Source organism: Deinococcus alpinitundrae (genome assembly GCF_009982895.1).
In the GTDB taxonomy this organism is placed as follows: Bacteria; Deinococcota; Deinococci; order Deinococcales; family Deinococcaceae; genus Deinococcus; species Deinococcus alpinitundrae.
This window is the reverse complement of sequence record NZ_WXZL01000001.1, coordinates 138293-162473: the sequence shown is the minus strand read 5'-3', so window position 1 is coordinate 162473 and position 24181 is coordinate 138293. Positions and strand designations below refer to the sequence as shown.

The 24181-nt window shown below is 65.3% G+C and carries 26 protein-coding genes and 1 tRNA gene; 14 read left to right on the top strand and 13 right to left on the bottom strand.

Features of this window, described 5'->3' with window-relative positions; genetic code table 11:
* Positions 1–53 precede the first annotated feature (53 nt).
* From fba to GUI70_RS00830, 4 genes are all read left to right on the top strand, one after another.
* A complete protein-coding gene (gene fba / locus GUI70_RS00845; protein ID WP_161880378.1) occupies positions 54–971 on the top strand; it encodes a class II fructose-1,6-bisphosphate aldolase in 918 nt (305 codons plus the stop codon).
* A gap of 122 nt (positions 972–1093) precedes the next feature.
* The gene (locus GUI70_RS00840) at positions 1094–1489 is read left to right on the top strand and encodes a DUF805 domain-containing protein (RefSeq protein WP_161880377.1); all 396 of its coding nucleotides are present in this window, start codon (positions 1094–1096) and stop codon (positions 1487–1489) included.
* Between the two features lie 125 nt (positions 1490–1614).
* Positions 1615–2784 carry an MFS transporter gene (locus tag GUI70_RS00835; RefSeq protein ID WP_161880376.1) on the top strand — a complete coding sequence of 390 codons (1170 nt, stop codon included), beginning with the start codon at positions 1615–1617 and terminating at the stop codon, positions 2782–2784.
* A gap of 351 nt (positions 2785–3135) precedes the next feature.
* Entirely contained in the window at positions 3136–4821 is a 1686-nt protein-coding gene (locus GUI70_RS00830) for an adenine deaminase (RefSeq protein WP_161880375.1), read from the top strand.
* Here GUI70_RS00830 and GUI70_RS00825 read toward each other — a convergent pair.
* From GUI70_RS00825 to GUI70_RS00815, 3 genes are all read right to left on the bottom strand, one after another.
* Positions 4818–5768, bottom strand: coding sequence for an aldo/keto reductase (locus GUI70_RS00825; RefSeq protein ID WP_161880374.1), 951 nt, complete (start codon positions 5766–5768; stop codon positions 4818–4820). The genes GUI70_RS00830 and GUI70_RS00825 overlap by 4 nt on opposite strands.
* A 245-nt stretch (positions 5769–6013) precedes the next feature.
* Positions 6014–7174, bottom strand: a complete 1161-nt coding sequence (locus GUI70_RS00820) for a hypothetical protein (RefSeq protein WP_237724612.1) — start codon at positions 7172–7174, stop codon at positions 6014–6016.
* Positions 7175–7204: 30 nt separating this feature from the next.
* Positions 7205–7942 (bottom strand): metallophosphoesterase family protein, encoded by a 738-nt coding sequence (locus GUI70_RS00815; protein WP_161880559.1) that lies wholly within the window; start codon positions 7940–7942, stop codon positions 7205–7207.
* A gap of 76 nt (positions 7943–8018) precedes the next feature.
* Here GUI70_RS00815 and dcd point away from each other — a divergent pair, with 76 nt between their 5' ends.
* Together dcd and GUI70_RS00805 are read left to right on the top strand one after the other, a co-directional pair.
* On the top strand, positions 8019–8579 hold the full coding sequence (dcd, locus tag GUI70_RS00810; protein ID WP_161880373.1) for a dCTP deaminase: 561 nt from the start codon (positions 8019–8021) through the stop codon (positions 8577–8579).
* 64 nt (positions 8580–8643) lie between these two features.
* A complete protein-coding gene (locus GUI70_RS00805) occupies positions 8644–8865 on the top strand; it encodes a hypothetical protein (protein WP_161880372.1) in 222 nt (73 codons plus the stop codon).
* Positions 8866–8929: 64 nt separating this feature from the next.
* Here GUI70_RS00805 and GUI70_RS00800 read toward each other — a convergent pair whose 3' ends face one another.
* The 3 genes from GUI70_RS00800 to GUI70_RS00790 form a co-directional block, all read right to left on the bottom strand.
* The gene (locus GUI70_RS00800; RefSeq protein ID WP_161880371.1) at positions 8930–9268 is read right to left on the bottom strand and encodes a YraN family protein; all 339 of its coding nucleotides are present in this window, start codon (positions 9266–9268) and stop codon (positions 8930–8932) included.
* Between the two features lie 97 nt (positions 9269–9365).
* Positions 9366–9914, bottom strand: a complete 549-nt coding sequence (locus tag GUI70_RS00795; protein ID WP_161880370.1) for a hypothetical protein — start codon at positions 9912–9914, stop codon at positions 9366–9368.
* A 120-nt stretch (positions 9915–10034) separates the two neighbouring features.
* Complete coding sequence (locus GUI70_RS00790; protein WP_161880369.1) at positions 10035–10541, bottom strand: GNAT family N-acetyltransferase; 507 nt, start codon at positions 10539–10541, stop codon at positions 10035–10037.
* Between the two features lie 186 nt (positions 10542–10727).
* Here GUI70_RS00790 and GUI70_RS00785 point away from each other — a divergent pair, with 186 nt between their 5' ends.
* Both GUI70_RS00785 and GUI70_RS00780 read left to right on the top strand, forming a co-directional pair.
* Complete coding sequence (locus GUI70_RS00785) at positions 10728–11195, top strand: hypothetical protein (RefSeq protein ID WP_161880368.1); 468 nt, start codon at positions 10728–10730, stop codon at positions 11193–11195.
* A 79-nt stretch (positions 11196–11274) separates the two neighbouring features.
* Positions 11275–11739: a methylglyoxal synthase gene (locus GUI70_RS00780; protein ID WP_161880367.1), complete on the top strand. Its 465-nt coding sequence runs from the start codon at positions 11275–11277 to the stop codon at positions 11737–11739.
* Between the two features lie 83 nt (positions 11740–11822).
* Here GUI70_RS00780 and GUI70_RS23915 read toward each other — a convergent pair whose 3' ends face one another.
* Complete coding sequence (locus GUI70_RS23915; RefSeq protein WP_202630353.1) at positions 11823–11996, bottom strand: hypothetical protein; 174 nt, start codon at positions 11994–11996, stop codon at positions 11823–11825.
* Between the two features lie 208 nt (positions 11997–12204).
* On the opposite strand from GUI70_RS23915, the gene GUI70_RS00775 reads away from it, so the two are divergent.
* Genes GUI70_RS00775 through GUI70_RS00765 form a run of 3 tightly spaced genes read left to right on the top strand, consistent with a single transcriptional unit; the run spans position 12205 to position 15094 of the window.
* Positions 12205–12927: an SRPBCC family protein gene (locus GUI70_RS00775; protein ID WP_161880366.1), complete on the top strand. Its 723-nt coding sequence runs from the start codon at positions 12205–12207 to the stop codon at positions 12925–12927.
* Complete coding sequence (locus GUI70_RS00770; RefSeq protein ID WP_161880365.1) at positions 12924–14117, top strand: zinc-dependent alcohol dehydrogenase; 1194 nt, start codon at positions 12924–12926, stop codon at positions 14115–14117. The genes GUI70_RS00775 and GUI70_RS00770 overlap by 4 nt, the downstream gene beginning before the upstream one ends.
* Positions 14118–14155: 38 nt before the next feature.
* A complete protein-coding gene (locus GUI70_RS00765) occupies positions 14156–15094 on the top strand; it encodes a LysR family transcriptional regulator (RefSeq protein WP_237724611.1) in 939 nt (312 codons plus the stop codon).
* Between the two features lie 50 nt (positions 15095–15144).
* Here GUI70_RS00765 and GUI70_RS00760 read toward each other — a convergent pair.
* Both GUI70_RS00760 and ffh read right to left on the bottom strand, forming a co-directional pair.
* Positions 15145–15220, bottom strand: a tRNA-Lys gene (locus tag GUI70_RS00760).
* A 92-nt stretch (positions 15221–15312) separates the two neighbouring features.
* Entirely contained in the window at positions 15313–16698 is a 1386-nt protein-coding gene (ffh, locus tag GUI70_RS00755) for a signal recognition particle protein (RefSeq protein WP_161880364.1), read from the bottom strand.
* Between the two features lie 77 nt (positions 16699–16775).
* Here ffh and GUI70_RS00750 point away from each other — a divergent pair, with 77 nt between their 5' ends.
* Both GUI70_RS00750 and GUI70_RS00745 read left to right on the top strand, forming a co-directional pair.
* On the top strand, positions 16776–17351 hold the full coding sequence (locus GUI70_RS00750; RefSeq protein WP_161880363.1) for a peroxidase-related enzyme: 576 nt from the start codon (positions 16776–16778) through the stop codon (positions 17349–17351).
* Between the two features lie 189 nt (positions 17352–17540).
* Positions 17541–19349, top strand: coding sequence for an alpha-amylase family glycosyl hydrolase (locus tag GUI70_RS00745; RefSeq protein ID WP_306468247.1), 1809 nt, complete (start codon positions 17541–17543; stop codon positions 19347–19349).
* Between the two features lie 50 nt (positions 19350–19399).
* Here GUI70_RS00745 and GUI70_RS00740 read toward each other — a convergent pair whose 3' ends face one another.
* Genes GUI70_RS00740 through GUI70_RS00725 form a run of 4 tightly spaced genes read right to left on the bottom strand, consistent with a single transcriptional unit; the run spans position 19400 to position 22731 of the window.
* Positions 19400–19939 (bottom strand): NADPH-dependent FMN reductase, encoded by a 540-nt coding sequence (locus GUI70_RS00740; RefSeq protein ID WP_237724610.1) that lies wholly within the window; start codon positions 19937–19939, stop codon positions 19400–19402.
* A 4-nt stretch (positions 19940–19943) separates the two neighbouring features.
* On the bottom strand, positions 19944–20243 hold the full coding sequence (locus tag GUI70_RS00735) for a FeoC-like transcriptional regulator (RefSeq protein ID WP_161880362.1): 300 nt from the start codon (positions 20241–20243) through the stop codon (positions 19944–19946).
* Positions 20240–22477 carry a ferrous iron transport protein B gene (gene feoB / locus GUI70_RS00730; RefSeq protein WP_161880361.1) on the bottom strand — a complete coding sequence of 746 codons (2238 nt, stop codon included), beginning with the start codon at positions 22475–22477 and terminating at the stop codon, positions 20240–20242. Before feoB ends, GUI70_RS00735 begins: the two co-directional genes overlap by 4 nt.
* Positions 22474–22731, bottom strand: coding sequence for a FeoA family protein (locus GUI70_RS00725; RefSeq protein WP_237724609.1), 258 nt, complete (start codon positions 22729–22731; stop codon positions 22474–22476). Before GUI70_RS00725 ends, feoB begins: the two co-directional genes overlap by 4 nt.
* Before the next feature lie 112 nt (positions 22732–22843).
* Between GUI70_RS00725 and GUI70_RS00720 the strand changes: the two genes are divergently transcribed.
* Positions 22844–23671, top strand: a complete 828-nt coding sequence (locus GUI70_RS00720; protein ID WP_161880360.1) for a hypothetical protein — start codon at positions 22844–22846, stop codon at positions 23669–23671.
* The last annotated feature ends 510 nt before the right edge of the window (positions 23672–24181 follow it).

Genomic DNA, 24181 nt, shown 5'->3' with positions numbered 1-24181 from the left:
CTATGGTGGTGGGCGCAGTCGCTCCAAGCTTTACCCACCCAGGAGGAACACCTATGCTCGTCACCGGCTCAGACATTCTGGTTCCCGCCCGCGCAGGCAAATACGGCGTCGGCGCGTTCAACACCAACAACATGGAAATCACCCAGGCGATCATTCACACCGCCGAGAAACTCCGCTCGCCGGTCATCGTGCAGATGAGCGAGGGGGCCATCAAGTACGGTGGACAGGACCTGGCCAATATCGTCAGGGACATCGCCGCCCGCGCCACTGTGCCGGTCGCCCTGCACCTCGACCACGGCTCCTCGTACGCCAGTGCCCTAAGTGCCATTCGGATGGGCTTTACCTCGGTCATGATCGACGCCTCGCACCACGGCTTCGACGAGAACGTGAATGAGACCCGCCGGGTCGTCGAAGCCGCGCACGCGCTGGGCGTCAGTGTGGAAGCCGAAATCGGTCGTCTGGGCGGCATTGAGGAGAACATCATCGTCGATGAGAAAGACGCCTTCCTGACCGATCCTGAGGAGGCGGTGCGCTTTATCGAGCAGACCGGCACCGATTATCTGGCGATCGCCATCGGCACCTCGCACGGCGCATACAAGGGCAAAGGCCGTCCCTACATCGATCAGGCCCGCATCGCCAAGATCGGCGAGATGACCTCGATTCCGCTGGTGGCGCACGGTTCGAGCGGTGTGCCTGCCGAGATCGTGAAGCGCTTTCGCGACGCGGGCGGCGAGATCGGCGAGGCGGCGGGCATTGACGACGACGATCTGCGTCAGGCCTGCCAGCACGGTATCGCCAAGGTGAACGTGGACACCGATCTGCGACTGGCCAGCACGGTGGGCATCCGTGAGGTGCTGCACGCCAACCCCAAGGAGTTCGACCCCCGCAAGATCCTGGGCCTGGCCCGCGACGTGATGGCCCAGGTCATCGAGCACAAGATGCGGGTGCTGGGCAGCGTCGGCAAAGCATAAGGACTGTACTCGAACATGAAGGCCGCCTCCGCTGTGGGGCGGCTTTTTTGGGTAAGAGTTTCGTGAGAGATAAAGATAGTTTTCCATTATCTCAGCATTTTCTTAAGAGATGAAGGAAGGTCATGACTGATTTTCTGAACGCTGTAAAGAAATACGCTGTCTTCACGGGTCGCGCCCGCCGCCATGAACTCTGGATGTTTCAGCTCTTTTACTGCATCCTTTCGCTGCCGTTCATGCTTATCGACGTGCTTCTTCTGACTCCCGGTAACAGTCAGGGCACGCCAGTACCTCTCCTGACTTCTCTGTTTTCGCTTTCCATGCTTCTGCTGTCGCTCGGTGTCAACCTCCGTCGCCTTCATGACGTGGGCCGAAGCGGCTGGTGGTTCTTTCTCGCTTTCATTCCGCTGGTGGGGCCAATCGCGATCCTTATTTTTCATGTTGCAGATAGGCAGCTGGGCCGCAACAAGTGGGGCGACAGTCCCAAACAGATGCCTTACGGCTCCAATCTGATGCACTGAAGAGGTAGCGCTCCTCGTACCCTGAGCCGTTGTCAATACCGCATTGTGCCTAGGGCCTCCGCCTGCCTGCGTGTTAGCTTGACTTGAATCGAGTCGGGCCATGTCGGGCAGCAGAGGCGAAAACAATGAGCACAGGAACAGTGACAACGCGCGCTTTTCAGGGTGGAGCTGCCATCGCGACGGCGGTGACGCTGGGGCACCTGATCAACGACGCCTACGGCGCGATGTTGACCCCACTGGGACCGGCGCTGCAAAGCAAATTTGGCGTCAGCATCGCAGCCATCACGCTGCTTTCCAGCATCTTCTCGCTGACCAGCAGCGTGTTGCAGCCCCTCTTGGGCGTGATCGGCGAGCGCCTGGGCAGCCGCCTGATGGCCGCCTTCGGGCCGGTCTTCACCGGGCTGGGCCTGACGCTGGTCGGTTTTGTGCCCTGGTTCGGGGCGCTGCTGCTACTGGTGGCGGTGGCCGGCCTGGGCAGCGGATTTTTCCATCCGTCTGGCGCGGCCTACGTGGCGCGCTCCAGCCCGACCAGTCAGCGCGGATTGTGGGCCAGCTTGTTCAGCGCGGGCGGCACGGCGGGCATGGCGCTCGGCCCGGTGTTTGCCAGCGCGGGCCTTCAACACCTCCACTGGTTCGGCTTGATTGGGCTGGTCATCGGGGCCATCAGTTACCTGATTACGCCCGACTACCATCCCACTGCCAAGCGCCTGACCCTCAAAGCTTACCTGGGCATCTTCAGAGGCCCGATGGTGACGTTGTGGAGCATGGCGGTGCTGCGCAGCCTGGCCAGCATCGGCTACAACACCATGTTGCCGTTCATTCTGGTGGAGCGCGGCTACGGCCTGCGGGAAGTGGCGATCACGCTGGCGGTGTTCGCAGTGGCCTCAGCGCTGGGCGGCATTGTGGGCGGGCGCATCTCGGACAAGATCGGGCGTGTGCCGGTGCTCCGGAGCGCCATTCTCGCGACCCTGCCGCTGTTTATCGCCCTGATCTACTCGAACCCCGGCCAGTGGTGGTTTTACCCGCTGACCTTCCTGGTCGGCGCGGCGGTCAACTCCAGCGTGCCGGTGGGCATCGTCACCGCCCAGGAATACGCGCCGGGGCACGTGGCGGTGGCCAGCAGCATCATGATGGGCTTCTCGTGGGGCTTCGCGGGCCTTTTGATTTTCCTGGTGGGCTTCCTGGCCGACGCGACCTCGCCCAGCACCGCTGCTTTGATCGCCGTGCTGCTGCTGCTGCCCAGCGTGTATCTGGCCTATAAGTTGCCGGAGCCGCCCAAGCAGCAGTTCGGGTAAGCGGGGAGGGGCTGACGCTGCTCGATGAGCGCAAGCCAGTGGACGGATGGGTAACCGCTGCGTTTGCTCACGTCCTCTCGCGACTCGTTTCCTAATGGGTAGGAGCACGAATACTGCCTTCCGACTTGGCAGGCCCGTCAGGCCTTCGGCGCAGCGCCCACAGCCTGATTGCCTCATTTCACGGTCTGAAGTGTTGGTGCAGGAAGCCGCCAGCTATGCAGGAAACTCCATGCCGAGCGAAGCGACTTTGCTCTCCCGACCCCCTGGGGCGAGGGCTGGAGGGTGGGGGAGCAAAAGCGAAAGCCACAGGCCAATGCCCTCAACTTGATACTCGGTGCATTACATTGGCGCATGCCCGAAATCTCCTCTGAAACGTCCCTGCGCCAGCGCCTCGTGCGGGTGGCGCTGCGCCAGGAACCTGCCGATCTGGTGATTCGCGGCGCACAGATCGTCAGCGTGACGACTCGCGAATTGCTCAGCGGCGACGTGGCCATCGCGGACGGCTCCATCGCGGCGGTGGGGCCGGGCTACCAGGCTACCGAGGTGTACGACGCGGGCGGCAAGTACCTCTCACCCGGTTTCATTGACGCGCACATTCACATCGAGTCGAGCCTGATGACCCCGGCCAGCTTCGCGCGCGCCGTGCGGCCACGCGGCACGACTGGGGTGGTGGCCGAAGCCCACGAGATCGTGAACGTGCTGGGCGAGGCGGGCTTGCGCTGGATGCTGGACGCTGGAGCCGCTAGTGGCCTGCGGGTGTGGGCCTCACAGCCGTCGTGCGTGCCCGCCAGCGTGTTCGAACAGGGCGGCGTGCGGCTGGAACCTCCTGACATCGGGCGCGGGCTGACGGTGCCGGGGGTGCTGGGCCTGGCCGAGATGATGAATTACCCCGGCGTCCTGGGCCAGGACGTCGCCGTCTGGGCCACCCTGGAAGCGGCGCGAGGCAAGCGCATCGACGGCCACGCAGCGAGCTTGAGCGGCGAGCGGCTGCAAGCCTACGCAGCGGCGGGCATCCATTCCGACCACGAGGCGACCACCCCGGCCGAGGCCCATGACCGTCTGCGTGCCGGGCTGTGGCTGATGGTGCGCGAGGGATCGGCGGCGCGCAATCTCGCTGCACTCACGCCGGTGCTGCGCTCTATGCCGCGCCGCGCCCTGCTGGTCAGCGACGATATCGGGGCCGATTGGCTGCTGGAGCGCGGCCATCTCGACCACCAGCTCCGTCATCTGGTGGCCTCGGGCCTCGATCCGCTGTATGCCTTGGGGCTGGTCACCTGCAACCCCGCCGAGTACTGGGGCCTGTTTGATGTGGGTGTCATTGGCCCCGGCTTCCGCGCCGATCTGGTGCTGCTCGAAGACCTCACGGGTTTCGAGGTGGCTGAGTGCTGGCTGGGAGGGCAACCGCTCTCGGCGCTCGGCACGCCTGCGCCGACCCCGCACCTGCCCGGTGGGAGAGTGAATGTGGTGGGCTTGGAACGAGCCGACCTGAGTGTGCCGCCGCACTGGCCGGTCATCGGGGTGCGGCCCGACCAGATCGAAACATACGCTGCCGTGCCGGGCAGCGGTGACACCAAGCTAGTCGTCGCAGACCGCTATGGGCGTGGGTTGATCAGTGCCGCCTGGACCCAGGGCATCGGGCTGAAGCGCGGCGCGGTGGCCCTGAGTGTGCTCCACGATGCCCACCATCTGGTGGTGGCCGGGGCTGCCGGGCCGCAGGGCGACGCCGATATTCGGGCTGCAGGATTGGCAGTGCAGGCGCTCGGTGGCGGCGTGGTCGTCGTGGACGGCGGCGAGGTGATCGCCAGCTTGCCACTGCCCCACGGCGGCCTGATGAGCGATCTGCCGCCCGTTGAGGTGGCCGCCCGGGTACAGGGCATCCAGACGGCCCTGCAAGGGCGCGGTTGCTTACTGCCCGAAGCACTAACCACCCTCAGTTTTCTGGGCCTGAGCGTCATTCCCGACCTCAAGCTGACGCCTGCGGGGCTGCTGGACGTGCCGGCCTGGGCTCTGCTCCCCGAAGAGGAAGCGGAAGGTTAGGCTGTCGCCGCCGTCTGCTTGCCGGTGATTCTGTCAATCTCACTGAGGTCCTCGGCGCTGAGTTGCCAGGAAGCCGCCGCCACATTCTGTTCAATCTGCTGCGGGCGCGTGGCTCCGGCGATCACGCTGCTGACCACCGGCTGCGCGGCCAGCCAGCTGAAAGCCAGTTCGAGCAGGCTGTGGTTCCGGGTTTCGGCGAACGAGCGCAGCGCGGCTACCTTCTCCCAGTTCTGCGGGGTCATGTAGCGGTCCTGCGCGCCCGGCGACGAGGCGAAGCGGGTGCCCTCGGGGATCTGCCCCGGCTGGTACTTGCCGCTCAACAGGCCGCTGGCCAGCGGGAAGTACGGCAGTAGGCCCATCTCCAGGTCGCTCAGCACTGGAATCAGTTCGGCCTCAATGTCTCTGACCAGCAAGCTATATTCGTCCTGGGCACAGATAAACGGCGTCTGCGCCTTGTCCCTGGCGAGGCGGGCGGCTTCCTGCACTTGGGCGGCGCTGAGGTTCGAGCAGCCCACCGCCCGCACCATACCCTCCTGGACGAGCTCATCAAGGGTGCCGAGGGTGTCGGCCAGCGGCGTCTCGGGGTCGGGGGTGTGGAGCTGGTAGAGGTCGAGGTAATCGGTGCCCAGGCGCTTGAGGCTGGCGGCCAGCGCCTTGCGGATATACGTCGGGGCCGCCCCTTTCCCGGCCTCGCCCATGTCGTGCCCGAACTTGCTGGCCAGGATGATGGCCCTGCGCTCCTGGCCCAGCGCTTTGCCGAGCATCTCCTCCGAGCCGCCCCGGTTGCCGTAGACGTCGGCGGTGTCGAACAGGGTGACGCCCTGCGAGAGCGCGGCGCTGACCACCGCGTTGGTGGCCGCCTGATCGAGACGCGCGCCGAAATTGTTGCAGCCCAGGCCCACTGCCGAGACTTTGGGGCCGTTCTTGCCGAGTGTGCGTTGTTCCATGCCTTCATGCTGAGCCGCCGGGATGCGCCGGGCGTGAGCAGGGTCTAAAAGAATCGGGTCCGTGACTACTTAGCACGCAAACCACCCTAATTTGATAATAAATTGCTGTAATTTTGGAAGTAGATTTCGCAGAACTGAGTCTAATGACAGAATATAGTACTAAAATTCTGACAGAATCGTACTCCATGTCGGTTTTTTGCCGTGTTCATCGTGCTGAGTAGTTACTCGGGTCCTGTTGACGCGGCTCAGCGGGGGAACAGGTCGGCGAAGTAAGCCCCGCGGGCATCGGCCAGGCCGCGCAGCTGCGCGTATGTCAGCGTCACCGGGTCGGCGCAGGCGGCGGTCACATGCGGCAAGAAGGTCGGCACGAGCGTCAGCCCCTGGGGAGTCAGCCAGCCGGTGAAGGTGGGGCCGTCGGCGGCGCTGGGCGCACCTGTCTTGATGGCGTCCAGGCACTCGTCGTCTCCCGGCGTTCTGGGATACCCGGCGAGGTAGCGCCTGAGCTGCTGGACCGCGCTCAGGCCGGGCCACAGCGCCGTGAGCGTCAGGGTCTTGCCGCTGCGCCGGTCGAAAATCAGGCCAGTGTCGAAGCTATCGGGGTGTGCGCCGCCGCAGTAGAAACTGGCGCTCTCGTGCAGACTCACGAGTTTAGGCGTCAGGCGGGTCACGACGGCGTCGAGCGTGAAGCCCTCATTCTCGGCGGAAGCGCTGTTGCCAAGCTGCGTCTGGCAATCCAGGGTAGCGGCGGCGGCCAGCAGTTGCCGGTCTTGCAGCGCGCCGCCGAGGGCCGCCGTTTCTCCGGCCACGCGCGGGTAGACCACGCCGGTCAGCGGCTCGCGCAGGCCACCGGCCACCTTAGTCCAAGCCGTGTTGAGCTTGAGAAACGTCAGCGGCTGCTCCGCGCGCAACTGACGCAGGCTCGGTGTGCCCAGCAGCTTGAGCGGCAGCGTCTGCACCTTCAGCGGTGTGAGGCTGACGGTCAGGCGTTTGGCGGGTGTTGCTTTGCCCTGTGGCGTCTTCCATTCTCCCGTGAGTCGCGGCCCCGTACCCCGGGTGAGGATCAGGCAGCCGGTGGTTTGCAGCCCCTTCTCCGGGCCGCCCCAGATCTCCTCGGCCAGCACCAGCGCGCCGCCTGTGTGGCTGCCGCGCAGGGTCAGGTCGATCTGGCGAGAGGCGTAAAAATATGCCCCCACCACATCGTCATCGGTATCAGGTGTTTCGAGTTGCAAGGTGACGCGCTGAGCGCCGAGCGTGCCGCTGTAGACGCCCGGCGTGAACCAACTGGGCAACCCCGCCTGACCGCCGCACTGGGGCGCGGGGGTGGGCAGGGCGGCCTGCGCGGGCGAGCACCAAACCGGCACGGTCAGCGCCGCGCCGAAGATCAAGGCCGCCGCCAATCTGAACATGCTTGCAGTGTAGCGCCGCCCGCTTCGCCCTTAGCCCGCATCCCCGCGCACGGTCATCTCACCGCTTTCCAGCAACTCTGCCGCGCCCTCACCGAAGGTGCTGTGCTGCCCGGCCCAGCGCACCGCCGCCGCGATGTCGTAGGGCACCGCCCGGAAATCGGCGGTCCAGTGCCCGCTTCGGCGCTCCAGCAGGGTCCAGCGGGCGCGGGGATCGCCGTCGACCTGATCTGAAACGGCCCCAGTGTTGACGACCAGGGTATCGCCCACCCGCGTGCTGCCGGGGCGGTGGGTGTGGCCGCAGACCACCACGTCTGCGGCGAGCGGCTCCAGCATCCGGCGCAGCTCACGCGGATCGCGGCTGCGGTAAAATCCGCCCGCCGCGTCCGGCTGCCAGACCCACAGCAAACTGTCCCAGGCCGAGTCGGGCGTACCGTGACAGGCCAGCACGCCCTCGACGCGTCCCGTCAGCGGCAGCGCGGCCAGATGCGCCAACGCTGCCGGGGCCAGCTGGGTTCCCAGCCACGCGCCGTACTTGAGGCTCAGCGGACTGCGCCGACCGTCAGGCCAGAGCTTTTCCTCATTGTTACCGCGTACTTCCAGCGCGCCAAGTTCGGCTTGCAGGGCATAGGCATGGGCCGGGTCGGCGGCTCCCTCCACCTGATCGCCCAGATTGAGGATGAGGTCCGGCGCGGCGGCGCGCAGCTCGTGCAGCACCGCTTCGAGGGCGAAGGCGTTGCCGTGAACGTCGCTGATCAGGGCCAGGCGCAGCGGCGAGGCGGGCAGTCGCGGAGGCAGAACAGACACGCTGCCCAGCCTACCCGCTGAGGCCCGTTAGACTGCTGAGATGAGTATCCTTCCCGATTGGCGGATTCGTGAGCTGGCTCTGAGCGGCATGATCGAGCCGTTCGAGGACCGCCTGGTCCGCACGGCCGAGAACCAGCAGGTCATCAGTTACGGGCTAAGCAGCTTCGGCTACGATCTGCGCTGCGCCGACGAATGGAAGATCTTTACCAACGTCAACAGCGCCATCGTCGACCCCAAGCATTTCGACGAGCGCAGCTTCGTAGACGTGCAGGCCAGCGAGATCATCATTCCGCCCAACTCGTTCGCACTGGCCCGCAGCCTGGAATACCTGCGGATTCCCGACAACGTGATGGTGGTGGCGCTCGGCAAATCGACGTATGCCCGCTGCGGACTCGTCGCTAATGTCACCCCGCTGGAACCCGGCTGGGAGGGCCACGTCACTCTGGAGTTCTCCAACACCACTCCGCTTCCAGCCAAAATGTACGCCTTCGAGGGCTGCGTGCAGCTGCTCTTTTTCGAGGGCGAGCGCCCCGAGGTGACCTACCGTGACCGGGCCGGAAAGTACCAGGGCCAGCGCGGCGTCACCTTGCCCAAGCTTTAATTTCTGAACATGTCTTGGGCAAAGCGCCAGCGGGCACTCGGCGTTGGCCCCCAGACTGATCGGTATGCCTGACAAAGACGACAAGAACAAGGGCCACACCAGCCTGCCCGATCAGTACGACCGCACCAAGACGGAAGTCACGGAGATCGAGGACGGTCACAAGCCTTCCTTCAAGTCGGCCAACGACCGCGAGGCCGAAGCGCCGCGCAACAACGAGCACGAGGGCGTCAAAGAACAGAAGGACCTGCAGGAAGCCCGCAGTGTTCCCGCCAGCAAGCAGGGCTGAACCCACTTCATTGTCCAGCCGAGCGCTCCTCACGGGGCGTTTTTTGCTGGCTCCTTTTTTCCGGCTACTCGATGAGTGTGATACTCAGCACGCCACTGGCCGCCGTACCCTCGATACTGACGACTTGCAGCCGGCACGGCAGATCGTCGCGGCCCAGCACGTTGAAGAGGTAGGTCAAAGCGGCCCGCTGCATCAGCGCCAGCTTGCGCGGCGTCACGCTTTCTAGGGCGCTGCCGTAACGGGCACTGCGCCGCTGCCTGACCTCGCTGAACACGACCACCCCGTCCAGCCGGGTGATGAGGTCGATTTCGCCGCCGGGAATACGGTAATTGCGGGCCAGCAGCGTATGGCCCTGCGCCAGCAGGGCACTCAGGGCACGGTCCTCGGCGTCGGCTCCTTTCACGCCGCTCAGTCTAACCAAGCTGATCTGACCCGTACAGCCCAGCCAGACGAAGGCCCGCTTCCGCCGAGGGGACGGAGGCGGGCTGGGCGAAGGGGGTTTAGCGCTGGGGCGGCGTGCCGTTCCGGGAGCGCGAACCGCCGCGCCCGGCCTGACCGTCCATCCGCTGATCCGCTTGGCTGAGATCGATGATGCGTGCGCCGCCGTGGTCATCTTTAATTACGGCAAATCTGGCTCCCGCCGGGGCCCGGGCGGTCAGTGGGTTCGGGCGCGGCGTGGTTGCCTGAGTTCCTGCCGCCTGACTCCCCATCGCCCGGTTGCCGGCCACCGGCGCGCCCCGTGGCGGTGTCAGCCTGACGGTGCCGAGCAGCTTCCCGCCCGCCAGCGGGTCGCCGCTGTAGTAGCTGACGTCCAGGTTCGCCAGTCTGTCTGCTGGGCCGCGCGGGTTCATCTGGTCCGGTCGATTGCCCTGCGCCGGGGTGGCGCTTTTCTGCGGCTGCTTCTGGGCCTGAGGCAGCTGACCCTGGCTGCCTGACAGTGTGCTGGCGGCTAGAGTGGGCAGCCCCAGCACGCTGAAGCTGGCGAGCACCAGCACGGTGCGGGCGGCGCGGCTGCTGGCTGAGTTGCGAATTGTGGTGGGCTGAGTCATGGTGAACCTCCGTTGGGGTAGGGAAAGCCGCTGGCCTTCCTTGACCCTCACTGTGAAGTTCACGGGCGAAGACGCGCCGCACACGCCGTGGAGGTTTGGCGCAGGTTGGGGCGTTCGTCTTCACAACCGCAGCTGCATGTGCAGTTCAGTCAGCGGCTCTCCCGCTTGCCGCAGCGCGTCGGGTTGCACACCCCAGACGCTGAAGCCCAGCTTGAGGTAGAGCTGCCGGGCAGCCAGCTGCGGCTCGGTGACATTCAGGCCCAGCACATCCAGGCCCGGCAGCTGGCGCGCTTGCTGGATCAGTGCGCCGAGCAGACTTGTCGCCGCGCCCTGCCCACGCACTTCGGGGGCCACGTATACCGCCATCACGTCGGCGCGGTGGCGCAGCTTGAGCCGCCCGGCGCGGACCAGAGTCGCCATGCCGACGAGTTGTGCGCCTGCAAAAGCCCCTAGCGTGAAGGCCGTCTCGGTGGGAGCCAATTGCCCAGCGATCTCGGCCAGGGACCGGGCCGCGAACTCCTCGGGGCTGGTCAGGTAAGCGGCGGGGTCTTCGCTGAGGGCACACAGCCGCAGCGGGCGGTAGAGCGCGGCGTCTTCAGCTTGCAGGACGCGAATCATGGTCGGCATGTACCCAGTCTGCAGCCTGCCGATTAAATTCTCAGTCAGATTTTAAGGGGACAATCCACTTCTTATGCATGTTTCATGAGAAGCGCTGCAATAGTTTGGGGCTGGTTCCCTCTGCCGGGAACCTCTAAGGTAAGAGAAGTTCCGTTTCCTTCAACCTACCGCTTCTTTCTACAGGAGATCATTATCATGCAAAAAATACTCGCTCTTACTTTACTTGGCGCTTCACTTTCGGCCTGCACCCTGGTCGGCAACCCCACTACCAAGGATGTCAGCGGCAACCTGGTCGGCTTTCCCAGCGGCGCGAACCTGCGCCTCGCGGTGGTCGGCTACAGTAACGGCAACTACACCGCCGACGGCAGCGAATCGCAGGTCATTGACCCCTACATCACCAAGGGCTTCGTTCTGGACCTGCCCAGGACGCTCGGCTACGGCACCTACCGGGTGGTGGTGTTCAAGGACGCCAACAACAACAATCGCCTCGACACGGGCGACACGGTCGTGAGCCGTCCCAATACCAAGCTGCTGGTGCGTGCCCAGCGTGACGATCAGTACTACTCCGGCATCAAGACGGGCTGGAACGTCTACGACACCGGCAACGGCGGCTCGTCGAGCCTGGCTCTCAACAACTACGATCTGCAATACAACGGCAACTAAATCCTGTTGCCCCAACGCCCCGGAGACGTCAAGTCCGGGGCGTTTTGCTTTGGCGCGGGTTGTACCCGACAATGCCGCTATGACTGCTCCAGACACGCCGCCCGCTCAGCTCGCCGAACGCGGCGGCAAGCATCAGGTGGCGCTGATCGCCCACGACAAGAAGAAACTTGAGCTGGCGCTGTTTGCTCTCAGCCACCGTGAGCTGCTCGCCCGCTTTCACCTGGTTGCCACCGGCACTACCGGCAGCATTTTGCAAAAGCAAACTGGACTGAAAGTGGAGCGTGTACTTTCAGGGCCGCTGGGCGGCGATCAGCAGATCGGAGCCAGAATCGCGCTGGAGCAGGTGCGAGCGGTGTTTTTCTTCCGCGACCCGCTGACCGCCCAGCCGCACGAACCCGATGTGAGCGCCCTGGTGCGCCTGTGCGATGTGCACGACATCCCACTGGCGACCAACCCGGCCAGCGCCGAGGCCCTGATCCTGTGGCTCGCACGCGAGGAAGCGCAGGCGGATGCTGTTGAGCCTTTGCCAGGGCACACACACTGATCGCCTTCGGTTGCCGATTCAGCGTCTTGCCAGCCTGGCCTAGGTCGCTGAATCAGTGCAGGCCCTGCACCCTCCTCTAGAGCTTAACCATCCTCGTTGTCCGGCTCGTACTGACGACCACTTTCAGGATCGTTCAGGCCGTAGAGTCGGACGTGCGCCTCGGTGGGTGTTTCGTTGTCCCTGGACTCCGGGCCGGTGTCCACACCGCTGATCAGGATTTCGCCTGCCCGCTCGGGGGTCTCACTCGGTTGTGTCATGGGTTTACTCTACTCCCCGGCGGCAACTTATGGTGATGCGGGTGCAAGAAGTCTTCACCGCTGCTCCTCTGTTATGGCCGCAGCTTCCGTACCGATCAGGAAAACCGGAAAGCTAACTTTACTCCGACTCCACCGAGCGTTCAGCCAGTCTCAAGACAGTAAGCCAACTCCGGGTGGCGCGGCGCGCTGTCGGCGCACAGTAACCGCCATGACCAAACAGGAAACGCGGGGAGCGGTATTTCAGCCCACCGAGAAGTGGTTGCTGGTGGCCCTGGGTACGGGGCTGGCAGCACTGGGCGTTCGCGGTGGGCCGGGCAAGCTGGGGCTGGGGCGGCTGGCCCTGGCAGGCACAGGAATCACACTGGCGGGCGTGGCCCTGCGCGGCACCAATCCGCTCGGCACGGCCCTCAAGATCCGTGAGAACGCCCAGGGCGAGACATTGGTGAGCGACGCGGTCACGGTGGGCCAATCGCCCGAAGTGCTCTACGCCGTCTGGAGAAAGCTGGAGAACCTGCCCGCACTGATGAGTCACCTTCAGGAAGTCAAGATGCTGGAGGAAGGGCGCTCGCGCTGGACGGTCAAGGGGCCGCTGGGTGACGTGAGCTGGGACGCCGAACTCACCGCCGACGAACCGGGTCGGCGCTTGGCCTGGCAATCCCTGCCGGGAGCCGACATCTGGAACAGCGGAGAGGTGCTGTTCCGGCCCGCACCAGGCGAGCGTGGCACCGAGGTCGTGGTGCGCCTGACCTACAAAGCGCCGGGCGGCACGGCGGGGCCGATCATCGCCCGCATGCTGGGGCAGGAACCTTCCCAGCAACTCAGAGACGACCTGATGCGCTTCAAGCGCGAGCAGGAACTCGGCTTTCACCCGACCACCCAGGGCCAGAGCAGCGGACGGAGCGCCATGCCCGCCAGCGGAGGTAACAAATGAAGGCAGTCATCTGGCAATCGACCAACCACGTCAGCGTTGAGCAGGTGCCGGACCCGGAATTGCTGCTGCCCACCGACGCCATCGTGCGGGTGTCGTCCACCGCCATCTGCGGCTCGGACCTGCACCTGCTGGATGGCCGGATTCCCAGCATGGAAAAGGGGGACATCCTCGGCCATGAATTCATGGGCGAGGTCGTGGAAGTTGGCAAGGACGTCAAGACCCTCAAGGTCGGCGACCGGGTGGTGGTGCCGTTCAACATTGCTTGCGGAGTCTGCGATCCGTGCAAGCGCGGCTTTTACAGCGCCTGCGACAATTCTAACCCCAACCACCGCATGGCTGAGGCGCTCTACGGGGCGGTCAGCGGCGGCGGGTTGTTCGGCTATTCGCACATGTACGGCGGCTACGCGGGCGGGCAGGCCCAGTTCGTGCGGGTGCCGTTTGCCGATGTGGGGCCGTTCAAGCTCAGTTCAGCGTTGCCGGACGAGCAGGTGCTGTTTCTGACCGACATTTTCCCCACCGGCTATCAGGCGGCGGAAAACTGCCAGATCGTGAAGGGCCGCGACGTGGTGGCGGTGTTCGGCGCGGGGCCGGTGGGCCAGTTCGCCGCCCGCAGCGCCCAGATGCTCGGCGCAGCGCGGGTGATCATCGTCGACCGGGTCCCGGAGCGGCTGAAAATGGCCGCCGCCGCTGGGATCGAGACCATCAGTTACGAGGATGTCGATGTGCTGGTGGCGCTGCGTGAGGCGACCGGCGGGCGCGGTCCTGACCACGTCATCGACGCGGTGGGCATGGAGGCGCACGGGCATGGCCCGGGTGCGCTGCTCGACAGCGCCGAGCAAAAGCTCAAGATGACGTTCGACCGCATCACGGCCCTGCGCTGGGCCATCCTCAGTTGCGCCAAGGGCGGTACCGTCAGCATGCCGGGCGTCTACGGCGGCCTGGTCGATAAATTGCCGCTGGGCGCGGCCTTCGCTAAAGGCCTGATTTTCAGGATGGGGCAGACCCACACCCACCGTTACCTGGGACCGCTGCTCTCGCGCATCGAGGCGGGCGAGATCGACCCGAGCTTCGTCATTACCCACCGCGCCACGCTGGACGAGGCCCCGGCCCTCTACAAGACCTTCCGCGACAAGCATGATAGCTGTATCAAGGTGGTCCTCAATCCCTGGGGTCAGGCGACCACCGCCTGAAAGTGACCGGAGAGTCTATGAATCGCTAGACTGCGGGTGTGTCCACACCCAGGCCGCGCTTCTCGGGACCGCTATTCGAGGAAAAGTCGGCCATCACACTGGCGCAGCTTCGCCTGTTTGTGGCGGTGGCCGACGAGGGCAGCTTTTCCTCGGCAGCAGCAGGCCTGGGCATGTCGCAGAGCAGTCTCAGCGAGGGTGTGCGCGCCCTGGAAACCGCACTCGGTCAGGCGGTATTGCTGCGCACCCGCAGCGGTGTCAGTCTGACACCCACCGGGTTGCAGGTCATCGGTTACGCCCGCGACGCGCTGCTTGCGGTGCAGGATCTGCAACTGGCGGCCAATCCGGCGCTCACCCTCAGTGGGCAATTGACGGTGGCGACCTACCGCAGTATCGGGCAGCAATTGCTGGCTCCGGCCCTAGGGCGGCTGCATGCCGAGCACCCCGATTTGCACATCCGAGTGCTTGACGCCGGACGCGACGGCCAGGGCGGTCAGCGCTTCGTGCAAAGCGGCGAGGCCGATGTGGGCCTGATCGAAGCGCCTGACGCCGCTGGGGGCCTGCTGTTCGAGGTGCTGCTACGCGATCCATATCTGGTGGTCATGCGCGCTGGGCAGCCCACCCCGCTGACCTGGGCTTACCTGAAGGCGCAGCCGCTGCTGTTGCCCCCGCTGATCAATCCGGCCAACCAGCCGGTGCTGGAATTTCTGAGAAGTCATCAAGCGCTCAGCCGCAACATCACCGAGGTAGACGAGGACGACGTGATTCTCTCGATGGTGGAGTACGGCCTGGGCATCACCATCTTTCCACGCCTGGGATTGGCGGGGCTGCGGCCCGCGCTGGTGGCGGTGGCGTTCCCCGAGCCGCTGGAGCGCATCATCGGGCTGGTCATCCGACCGGGACGGGCCGCCCTGCCGCACGTGCAAGCGCTGGCTGAAGCAGTACGCGTCCAGGCCCGAGGAAGCGCCGAGCCAGCATAATTGGAGAACGAAAAAGCACCGTACCAGACGGTGCTTTTCTGTTTGAGCTGTGGTGGGACGTGTAGGGCTCGAACCTACGACCCGATGATTAAAAGTCATCTGCTCTACCAACTGAGCTAACATCCCACATCTTTCGCCGCGCCGCAGTGTCACAACGGGCGAAAGGGAGTATAGGCGGCAGGCGGCGGCCCTGTCAAACCATCAGCAGAACCGGCGATTCAGCGACGCGAGTTCGGTAGCTTGGGCGGCAGCTGACTGGGCTGCAACCCGCGTCCGCCTTTCATGCCCGCGCCGAGCTTGCCCATCCCGCCGCCCATGCCCTTGCCACCGCTCATGCGCTGGAGCATCTTCATCATGTCCTTCATCTGCTCGTGCATCTTGACCAGCTTGTTGATCTCGCTGACCTGGGTGCCCGCGCCCGCCGCGATGCGCTTGCGGCGTGAGGCGTTCAGAATCTTGGGATTGCGCCGCTCCTTGAGGGTCATGCTGGAGATCATCGAATCAATCTTGTGAATCTGCTTTTCGTCGATAGAAAATCCCTCGGGCAGAGCGCGACTCATGCCAGGAATCAGCTTGATAAGATCGCCCAGCGGGCCCATTTTGCGAATCTGGCGCAACTGGTTGAGCAGGTCTTCGAGGTCGAATTCCTCGGCCTTCTTGGTTTCCATGCTCTGCAAATCGGCCTGCTGTGCCCGCTCGATCAGGCCCAGTACGTCGCCCATGCCCAGGATGCGGCCCGCCACCCGGTCGGGGTAGAAGGGTTCCAGGCCGGTCAGTTTCTCGGAGGTGCCCGCAAAATAAATTGGCTTACCAGTCACGAACCGCGCCGAGAGCGCCGCTCCGCCGCGCGCGTCACCGTCCATCTTGGTGACGATCAACCCGGTCAGATTGACCCGCTCGTCGAAGGTCCTGGCGACGCTGAGTGCTTCCTGCCCGGTCATGGCGTCGACGACCAGCAGGGTTTCCGTGGGCGTCAGCGCGGTCTGGAGGTCGGCGAGCTGGTCCATCAAGTTCTCGTCGATCTGCAGTCGTCCCGCCGTGTCCACGATGACCAAGTCGCGGAAATCGGTTTGCTGAAATTCGCTCAGGCGCTGGCGGGTCTGGGCGGGCGTCTCGCCGTTGGCGACTTCCAGCACCGGCACGCCGACTTGTGCGCCGAGCGTGCGCAACTGCTCGCGGGCGGCGGGGCGCTGGGTGTCGGCGGCGATCAGCAGCACCCGGCGGCCCTTTTCCTTGTAAAACTTGGCGAGCTTGCCAGTGCTGGTGGTCTTGCCCGCACCCTGAAGGCCCACCATGAACACCACGTTGCCCTCGGTCTTAAGGACCGGCTGCTTCGATTCGCCGCCCAATGTCTGGATCAGCTCGTCGTGAACGAGCTTGACGACCATCTGCCCGGCGTCCAGGCTGCCCAGCACTTCCTGGCCCACTGCCTTCTCGCTGACCCGCGCGACGAACTCCTTGGCCACGCCAAAATTCACGTCGGCTTCCAAGAGGGCCATCCGGATCTCGCGCATGGCGGCTTTGACCTGCGCGTCGGTCAGGGTCTTCTCGCGCTGGAGGCGTTCCAGAATGTCTTGCAATTTGTTGCCGAGGTTCTCAAACATGGCTGTAGGCTAGCAGGTTAGCCTCTGCCAAACGCTTGAAGAAGCGACAAAGCCGCATGTCGGTCTAGACTCGTGCCATGACCACAATTCCGGACCGAATCTCTTTTCTGCCCGTCCCCACCGAAACGGAAGTGCCTGAGGGCGTCGCCAAGCTGTGGAAGAAAGCACAGATCAACCTGGGTTTCGTGCCGAACGTCTTCAAAGCGCAGGCGCTCAACGGCGAGCAGTTTCAGGCGTGGTGGAGTTATTTCAACCTGCTGCTCAACAAGGAAGGCCACCTCAGCGGGCAGGAGCGCGAACTGGTGGCGGTGGTGGTGAGTTCGATCAACGCCTGCCTGTACTGCGCGGTGTCGCACGGCGCGGCGCTGCGGCTCGCAGGCATGGACGCAGCCAAGGCCGACGCGGTGGCCGTCAACTGGCGGCAGGCCCCGCTGACGCCGCGCGAAGCTGTGTTGTGCCGCTACGCCGAGCAGCTCACCCGCGATCCCGCCAGCCTGACCCAGGCCGATCTGGAACCGCTGCGGACGGCGGGCCTCGGCGACCACCAGATCATGGAACTGGTGCAGGTCATCGGGATGTTCAACCTGACCAACCGGGTGTCGAGTGCCCTGGGCTTCGTGCCGAATGCGGAGTATTACGCGGCGGGCCGCTGAGACCCGAACCGGGCAGGCTTGAATCCGGGCCGGTTGCGGCTTTACTCTGGGCCAAATTCACAGGCAACGTTTGCCCGATCACGTCTGCGGCACGACCTTCCCCTTGCTGGAGGCGTGCCGTTTTTGCTGCGCCGCTCGGTTCTGAAGCCCAACCCTGAAGCTCGCCATGCACCCCAGGAGCCTGACCCGATGATGCATCCCACCACTGCCCGCCACGACCACACCCCCGCCTTTACTGCCGTCCTGGGGCTGCCGCAGGGTGAGCATGTCACCGTGCGTGTCTGGACGGCGTTGCCCGTCACCGGCGTGTCGCTGAAAGTCGTGCGGGTGGGCGAGATCGAGTACCTCCCAGCCCGCCCCGTCACCCTCGCCGCCTTCTCGGGGAAGGGCCAGTGGTTCGAGGCCGAACTGCCGGTTCACGCAGCCAGGGTGCGCTACGCCTGGGAACTGCGGCTGCCGGATGATCACCTCAACCTGACGGCGGCGGGCCTGACGCACGGGCGGCGCGGCTTTCGCAGCTGGTTTCCGTACCTGGCCGGGCATGTCGCGCCCGAGTGGGCCTGGCAGAGCGTCTTCTATCAGATTTTCCCAGACCGCTTCCGCGACGGCGATCCGGCCAACAACGTGCGTGAGGGTGAGTACGAGTACCAGGGCCGCTCCATCGAGACCCGGCCCTGGGGCGCGCCGATTGACAAGCAGGGCGATGTTCACGCCCATTACGGCGGCGACCTGCGCGGCATTCAGGAGGCGCTGCCTTACCTGGCCGACCTCGGCGTCAACGCCCTGTGGCTGACCCCGATTTTCGTTTCGCCCAGCAACCACCGCTACGACATTTCCGATTACCGCCACGTCGACCCGCATCTCGGTGGTGACGCGGCCTTCGATGCGCTGACGCAGGCCGCCCACGCCGCCGACTTCAAGGTTGTGCTCGACGGGGTGTTCAACCATGTCGGCAACGAACACGCGCTCTTTCAAGCGGCGCTGGCGGGGCAGGAACGTGAGCGAGCGATGTTTACCTGGCGCGAGGGCCACGAGCTGCCCTACCACGCCTTTTTCGACGTGCCGACCCTGCCCAAGCTCGATTACCTGAGCGGCGAGGCCGAGCAGGAGTTTCTGGCGGGGGAAACGAGCGTGGTGCGCGAGTGGCTGCGCCGGGGAGCTGACGGCTGGCGGCTCGATGTGGCCCACATGATCGGCAAGGGCGGCACCGACGAGGGCAACCTCGAACTGCACCGTTCGCTGAAGCGGGCAGCCCGCGCTGAGAAGCATGACGCCTACGTCTTCGGCGAGCGCTTCTTCGACCCGGAAGCGGCGTTGGACGGCCAGGGCGAGGACGGGGCGATGAACTACCACGGCTTCGGCCTGCCGCTGATGCAGTGGCTCTCGGGGCACAGTTACACCTTCACGCCCAGCCGTCTGGGTGGTGAGGAACTCTGCACCTTGCTCTCGGACACTTACCACGCCCTGCCGCCGCAGGTGGCGCTGAGTATGTTCAATCTGCTCGACTCGCACGACATTCCCCGTGCGCTGTTCCGGCTCGGCGGCGACACCCGCAAGCTGCGCGCCGCCTTGACCCTGCTGCTGGCCTACGCGGGCGTCCCTTGCCTGTACTACGGCACCGAGATCGGGTTGTCGCAGACCGAGCCAGGTGCGATGCCCTGGTGTCGCGCCTCGATGCCCTGGGACGAGGCCGACTGGAACACCGGGTTGCGGGCCGAGGTGCAGCGGCTCATCCAGGTGCGCCGCCGTTCGCTGGCCTTGCAGCAAGGCAGCCTGCGTTTCGTGCTGCAAACGCCGGACGCGGTCGGCTTCGTGCGCGAGTACACCGCCGGGAGCGGCCACACCGAGGCGGTGCTGGCGCTGGCCTCACGCACGCCCGAACCCGTGACGCTGACCCTGCCGGACGGCGACTGGACCGATCTGCTCAGCGGCGAAATCCTCAGCAGCAAGGTGCAGCTTGACCTCAGCGCCGGGCGGCTGCTGGGCCGGGGGCAGTGACGGCGGGCTTCACATCTCCCAGGTGGAGCGGTACTCGCGGCCCCGCAATCTTATCTTTCCGAGAGTTCCAGCGCCACCGCCAGCGTCTTGTCCAGCCGCGCTTCAACTGGCGGCTTGAGCGTGTCGCCCTCCCAGTCTTCTCCAATCGCATAAACATGGTACGGATTGAGGAGGCACTTGAAGTCGGTCATCAGGCCCATGGCCAGCGGGTGATGCGAGACGTAGCTGTGCATCAGGCCGCCCGCCACCAGAAAGGTCACGATCTTGTCGAACCACACCGCACTCAGGCCACGCGTGGTGCTGTGCGAACCCGTCAGCTCAATCAGGTTCTTCGCCCCGCTGCCGGTGGCCCAGTTGTAGACCGGCAACGCCAGCAACACCCCGTCGGCCTGCTCGATGGCCTGTCGGTAGAGTTGGACGTTGGGGTGCTGGTAGGTCTGGTCGTCGTTGAAGGCGGGCAGCGGCGTGTCGCGCAAGTCCAGCAGCGTGATGTGGTGGCCCTGTGCGCTGAGCCGCTCGGCAGCAAGTCGCGCTAGCACCCGGCTGCGGCTCTGGGGACTGAGACTGGTGGACAGGACAGTGAGTTGCACGCCGTCAGGGTACAGGCTGCGGAGCAATGCGGTTCAGGTACTTCTCGCCGCGCTCGGTCAGCCGCAGCAGGTGAAATTCGGGCGTCTCGTCACCGAAATTGCGGCACATGCTTTTCAAGCTGCATCCGCTACACGAGCAGTCGCCCTGGTTCTGGACGGCCTCCTGCACGTAGCCCCCAGCGTAGAGGGTTTGCAGCATCCCCTCCAGCGCCTGCGGGCTGCTGCCCAGACTGCGCGAGAGTTCCGGCAGGGTGCGCGGCGTGCCCGCCAGGCTGCCAAGGATGGTCGCCAGGGGAGAGGTCACAGGAAGTGCCTCGCGATCTGGTACACGATCAGGCCTGCGACCCAGGCGATGCCCATCTCATAGGCCACTGTCAGCCAGGCCACCCGCCGCCCGTGCTCAGCCTGCATGGCTCCGATGGTGGCGACGCAGGGGGTGTAGAGCAGCACGAACACCAGGTACGCCAGCCCCGCTGCGGGCGTGAAGGCCCTGGCCAGGGCGGCGGCCAGCGGCGTCTTCTGCTCAGCGCTGGAGTCGGCTCCGAAGCTCGGCAGCGCGATCAGGGTGGGCAGCGCCTGCACCGAGGTTTTCACGGCGTTCCAGGTCGCCAGCGCCGTCTGCTCGACGCCTTGGGCGAAGCCCAGCGGCGCGGCCCGCTTGGCCTCCTCGCCCAGATAAATCTGCCCCAGCGTGCCCACGACAACTTCCTTGGCGATGAATCCCGGCACCAGCGCCCCGGTGGCCTGCCAGTTGCCGAAGCCCAGCGGCGCGAACACCGGGCTGATGGCCTGACTGACCCGCCCGAAGAGGCTCTGGGCCGGGGCCACCTCGCCGAAAGCCTGCCCGCTGACGGCGGGAATCGAGAGCAGCACCCAGACCACAGCGACGGTCGCCAGCACGGTGGTGCGTGCCCGCTTGGCAAAGCTGGCGGTGCGGCGTGCGGCGTGGGTCCACATGACTTTCCAGGCCGGAAACCGGTACGGCGGCAACTCCAGCAGCACGCCGCTGCCTTCCGCCGGAAGTGAGGTCTTGCGCAGCACCCAGGCAAAGGCGAACGCCACCGCCATGCCCAGCACATACATGCTCCACACGATCCACGCGCCCGCGTGGGGAAACAGCGCCGCCGAGAAGATGACGTAGACCGGCAGCCGGGCCGAGCAGCTCATGAACGGCAAGATCATGCTGACCAGCACCCGGTCCGATTTGCGCTCCAGCGTACGGGTGGCGTACACGGCAGGCACGTTGCAGCCGAAGCCCAGGATCAGCGGGATGAAGGCCCGGCCGTCCAGCCCCAGCCCGCGCATGCTGCGGTCGGCCAGGAAGGCGGCGCGGGCCATGTAGCCGGAATCTTCGAGAAAGCTCATGGCCAGATACAGGACGAGCAGGGTGGGCAGGAAGCTCAGCACCGTGCCGACGCCGGGAATGATCGCGCCCACCACGATATCTTTCAAGAGCGGTGCCCAACCCAGCAGACCCGCCGCCCAGCCGCTTGCCACGTCCTGCAAGGGACCGCCGATCAGATCCACGAAGGGAGCCGCCACCGTGAAGGTCAGCCGGAACACCGTCAGCACCAGCGCCAGAAAAATGGGAATACCCAGCCAGGGATGCAGCGCCAGCTTGTCGAGCTTCTCGGTGAGGGTCAGCTTGAGTTCGGCCTGCGGCACGGCCAGCCGGGCAATCTCCCCGGCGCGGGCGTATCTGGCCTCGGCAATCTCGATCAGCGGATCAAGGCCCGCGAGTTCGAGCGCGGCGCGGTGGGCATCGGCAGCGTCGAGCAAATCCGTGTGGCCGGTGGCGCTCAGGCGGCCCCGCAAGCTCGGATCGCCTTCCAGCAGTGAGAGGGCCAGGTAGCGGTGGGCGTGCGGCGGCAGTGTGCTCAGATTGACCATGCGCCCCTCCAGTTCGGCAGCGGCGGCCTCGATGGCGTCGGGGTAGCGCAGCACCGCGCCCACCTGCGCGCCGCTCAGGGTGGCGTCGAGCAGACCCGCCGTGCCGAGCGACTTGACGCCCACCGTCTCCACCACCGGCACGCCGAGTTGCGCGCTCAACGCGCCCGCATCCACTTCCAGTCCCTTGTTTCGGGCCTCATCCACCAGATTCAGGGCGATGGTCAGCGGCACCCGAAATTCGAGCAGTTGCAAGGTGAGATACAGATTGCGCTCCAGGTTTCCGGCGTCCACGACATTGAGCAGCACGTCCGGGGCCTCGTCGAGCAGGGCCGTGCGGGTGATCAGTTCCTCGGGCGTGTGCGGCGAGAGCGAGTACGCGCCGGGCAGATCGAGCAGGTGAATCGTCTGCTCGCCGCGCTTCAGGTGCGCCTCGCGCTTTTCCACGGTGACGCCCGACCAGTTGCCGACTTTCAGGTGGGTGCCGGCCACCGCATTGATCAGGGTGGACTTGCCGGTGTTGGGATTGCCAACCACCAGCACACGCGGCTCGCGGTGGGCGCGCAGCCGGGCGACGGTGGCGGCGCAGGCGACCTCGTCTACACGCGGCGCAGTCGGCAGGCGCGGTGAGGGGGGCGGGGAAGCGGTCACACGCCCCCCTGCACGGCCCGCACCGTCACACCGTGCAGATCGGCGGCCCGCAGCGCCAGGTCGGTGCGTCCCAGCCGCAGGTGTACCGGGTCGCCCAGCGGCGCGAAGCGCATTACCTCAACCCTGGCACCGCGAATGAAACCAAGTTCGAGCAGGCGGCGGCGCAGCGGATGCCGGGCATCGAGGGCGACCACGTGCGCCGCCGCGCCGGGCTTGAGGGTATCGAGCGTCACGTCTCCCATAAACCCGATCATTTTACTCGGATTAGTGTGGAATACAAGGTGCATTGGGAGTGCCCCGGCCAGGTCGCTTCGCCGTGACGGGTCTCTTCACTGTCACACGTTCGGCAATGCTACAAAGAAGTCCATGCGCAAATTTCTCACCCTGACTGTTCTCGCTTCCGCCCTTGCGGCCCCGTCCGCCCACGCCGCCGACATCCGGCTGGGCCTCAACACCAGCGCTGCGCTCGGTTGCCAGATCGTCGGCGTGCGCGCAGGCGTGCAATCGGACCGCATCAGCGTGTACGGCCAGGCGTCGTACTGCAATGCCCAGAACGCCAGCGGCGCTTCGTTCGGCGCGGGCGTGAGCTACGACGTGGCCAAGTTCAACAACCTCAATCTGTACCTGCTGGGCGGCATCGACACCCTGCCGTCCGGATCGCTGGCGGCCAGTGTCGGCGCGGGCGTGCGCTACAGCACGCCGCTGCTGCCGGTCGAGGGCTACCTTGAGGCCGGAGCGCAGTTCATCCGCTCGTCGCTGGTGACGGTGCCGGGGCCGCGTCTGGCGCTGGGCATCAACTACCGCATCAGCGTCGAAAACCTGCAAGGCAGCATGGTGCCCGATCCCAAGCAGGCTGACGCTACCAGCGTCCAGTACGCGGGCAGCGCGCCTGCCGAGTGCAACCTGACCCAGGAGCAGGACGTGGCCTCGGCGCGCGCCACCGCCCGCAGCGCGGCATCCTCGGGCCTGAGTGACGCGGCGGGAGCCTACGGCGCGGTCTACAGCGGCATCAGCTACACCGTCACCGTGGGCGGGGTCAGCATCAGCGGTGGCAGCGCCAAGGTCAGCGGCAGCGTCAAGATCAGCGCCACCCAGCGCAGCAGCGGTGAGAAGGTCGGCGGCACCTTCGGCGGCACCATCAATCTCACCCGCAGTGGCTGTGGATGGCGTGCCACTGGTTACACCCAGGGCTGAGTGCCACTTTGGACGCGACCGGCGGCAGCGCACAGAGAGGCGTTGCCGCTTGCCGTTGTGGTGCTGTCTCTTTTGCCTTTTGTCTCTGAGACGTCTCCAAATCAGAATTAGCATAAAATGGCGGTATTTTCTGCTATTGACGTAACAATAATTGCGGCTTAAACATCTGTTCTCCTCGATTGGTTAGGCTGGACAGACCTCATCACACCGCAGCCGCCCTGTGACGTCCATGCTCCGCTCCTCAATGCCAGAGTGAGCAAATATCTGCTCTGGATGACCGCACGGTCCAGCATAGCGGCAAGATCTTGCTGACGCCACCTGTTTACCCTGCTGCAGCGCCGGGGATAGCATCGTGAAGTTACTTCTGACTTCCGCTGGGAGCAGCAACGCGAGCATTCATGGCGCGCTGGTCGGGCTGCTGGGCAAACTGGTTGCCGAGGCCCATGCCCTGTGCATCCCCACGGTGATCTCTCCCTTCCCCGGCGGGCCTGCGCCTACCGCTTCATCAGC

What these genes read in the sequence shown, in the direction of transcription:
- GUI70_RS00770 (WP_161880365.1), top strand. Translation starts at nt 12,924, where the DNA reads ATGAAGGCAGTCATCTGGCAATCGACCAACCACGTCAGCGTTGAGCAG.
- GUI70_RS23915 (WP_202630353.1), bottom strand. Translation starts at nt 11,996, where the DNA reads ATGACACAACCGAGTGAGACCCCCGAGCGGGCAGGCGAAATCCTGATC.
- GUI70_RS00745 (WP_306468247.1), top strand. Translation starts at nt 17,541, where the DNA reads ATGATGCATCCCACCACTGCCCGCCACGACCACACCCCCGCCTTTACT.
- GUI70_RS00830 (WP_161880375.1), top strand. Translation starts at nt 3,136, where the DNA reads ATGCCCGAAATCTCCTCTGAAACGTCCCTGCGCCAGCGCCTCGTGCGG.
- GUI70_RS00775 (WP_161880366.1), top strand. Translation starts at nt 12,205, where the DNA reads ATGACCAAACAGGAAACGCGGGGAGCGGTATTTCAGCCCACCGAGAAG.
- GUI70_RS00750 (WP_161880363.1), top strand. Translation starts at nt 16,776, where the DNA reads ATGACCACAATTCCGGACCGAATCTCTTTTCTGCCCGTCCCCACCGAA.
- GUI70_RS00720 (WP_161880360.1), top strand. Translation starts at nt 22,844, where the DNA reads ATGCGCAAATTTCTCACCCTGACTGTTCTCGCTTCCGCCCTTGCGGCC.
- GUI70_RS00725 (WP_237724609.1), bottom strand. Translation starts at nt 22,731, where the DNA reads ATGATCGGGTTTATGGGAGACGTGACGCTCGATACCCTCAAGCCCGGC.
- dcd (WP_161880373.1), top strand. Translation starts at nt 8,019, where the DNA reads ATGAGTATCCTTCCCGATTGGCGGATTCGTGAGCTGGCTCTGAGCGGC.
- GUI70_RS00835 (WP_161880376.1), top strand. Translation starts at nt 1,615, where the DNA reads ATGAGCACAGGAACAGTGACAACGCGCGCTTTTCAGGGTGGAGCTGCC.
- ffh (WP_161880364.1), bottom strand. Translation starts at nt 16,698, where the DNA reads ATGTTTGAGAACCTCGGCAACAAATTGCAAGACATTCTGGAACGCCTC.
- GUI70_RS00805 (WP_161880372.1), top strand. Translation starts at nt 8,644, where the DNA reads ATGCCTGACAAAGACGACAAGAACAAGGGCCACACCAGCCTGCCCGAT.
- fba (WP_161880378.1), top strand. Translation starts at nt 54, where the DNA reads ATGCTCGTCACCGGCTCAGACATTCTGGTTCCCGCCCGCGCAGGCAAA.
- GUI70_RS00790 (WP_161880369.1), bottom strand. Translation starts at nt 10,541, where the DNA reads ATGCCGACCATGATTCGCGTCCTGCAAGCTGAAGACGCCGCGCTCTAC.
- GUI70_RS00780 (WP_161880367.1), top strand. Translation starts at nt 11,275, where the DNA reads ATGACTGCTCCAGACACGCCGCCCGCTCAGCTCGCCGAACGCGGCGGC.
- GUI70_RS00795 (WP_161880370.1), bottom strand. Translation starts at nt 9,914, where the DNA reads ATGACTCAGCCCACCACAATTCGCAACTCAGCCAGCAGCCGCGCCGCC.
- GUI70_RS00820 (WP_237724612.1), bottom strand. Translation starts at nt 7,174, where the DNA reads ATGTTCAGATTGGCGGCGGCCTTGATCTTCGGCGCGGCGCTGACCGTG.
- GUI70_RS00825 (WP_161880374.1), bottom strand. Translation starts at nt 5,768, where the DNA reads ATGGAACAACGCACACTCGGCAAGAACGGCCCCAAAGTCTCGGCAGTG.
- GUI70_RS00840 (WP_161880377.1), top strand. Translation starts at nt 1,094, where the DNA reads ATGACTGATTTTCTGAACGCTGTAAAGAAATACGCTGTCTTCACGGGT.
- GUI70_RS00785 (WP_161880368.1), top strand. Translation starts at nt 10,728, where the DNA reads ATGCAAAAAATACTCGCTCTTACTTTACTTGGCGCTTCACTTTCGGCC.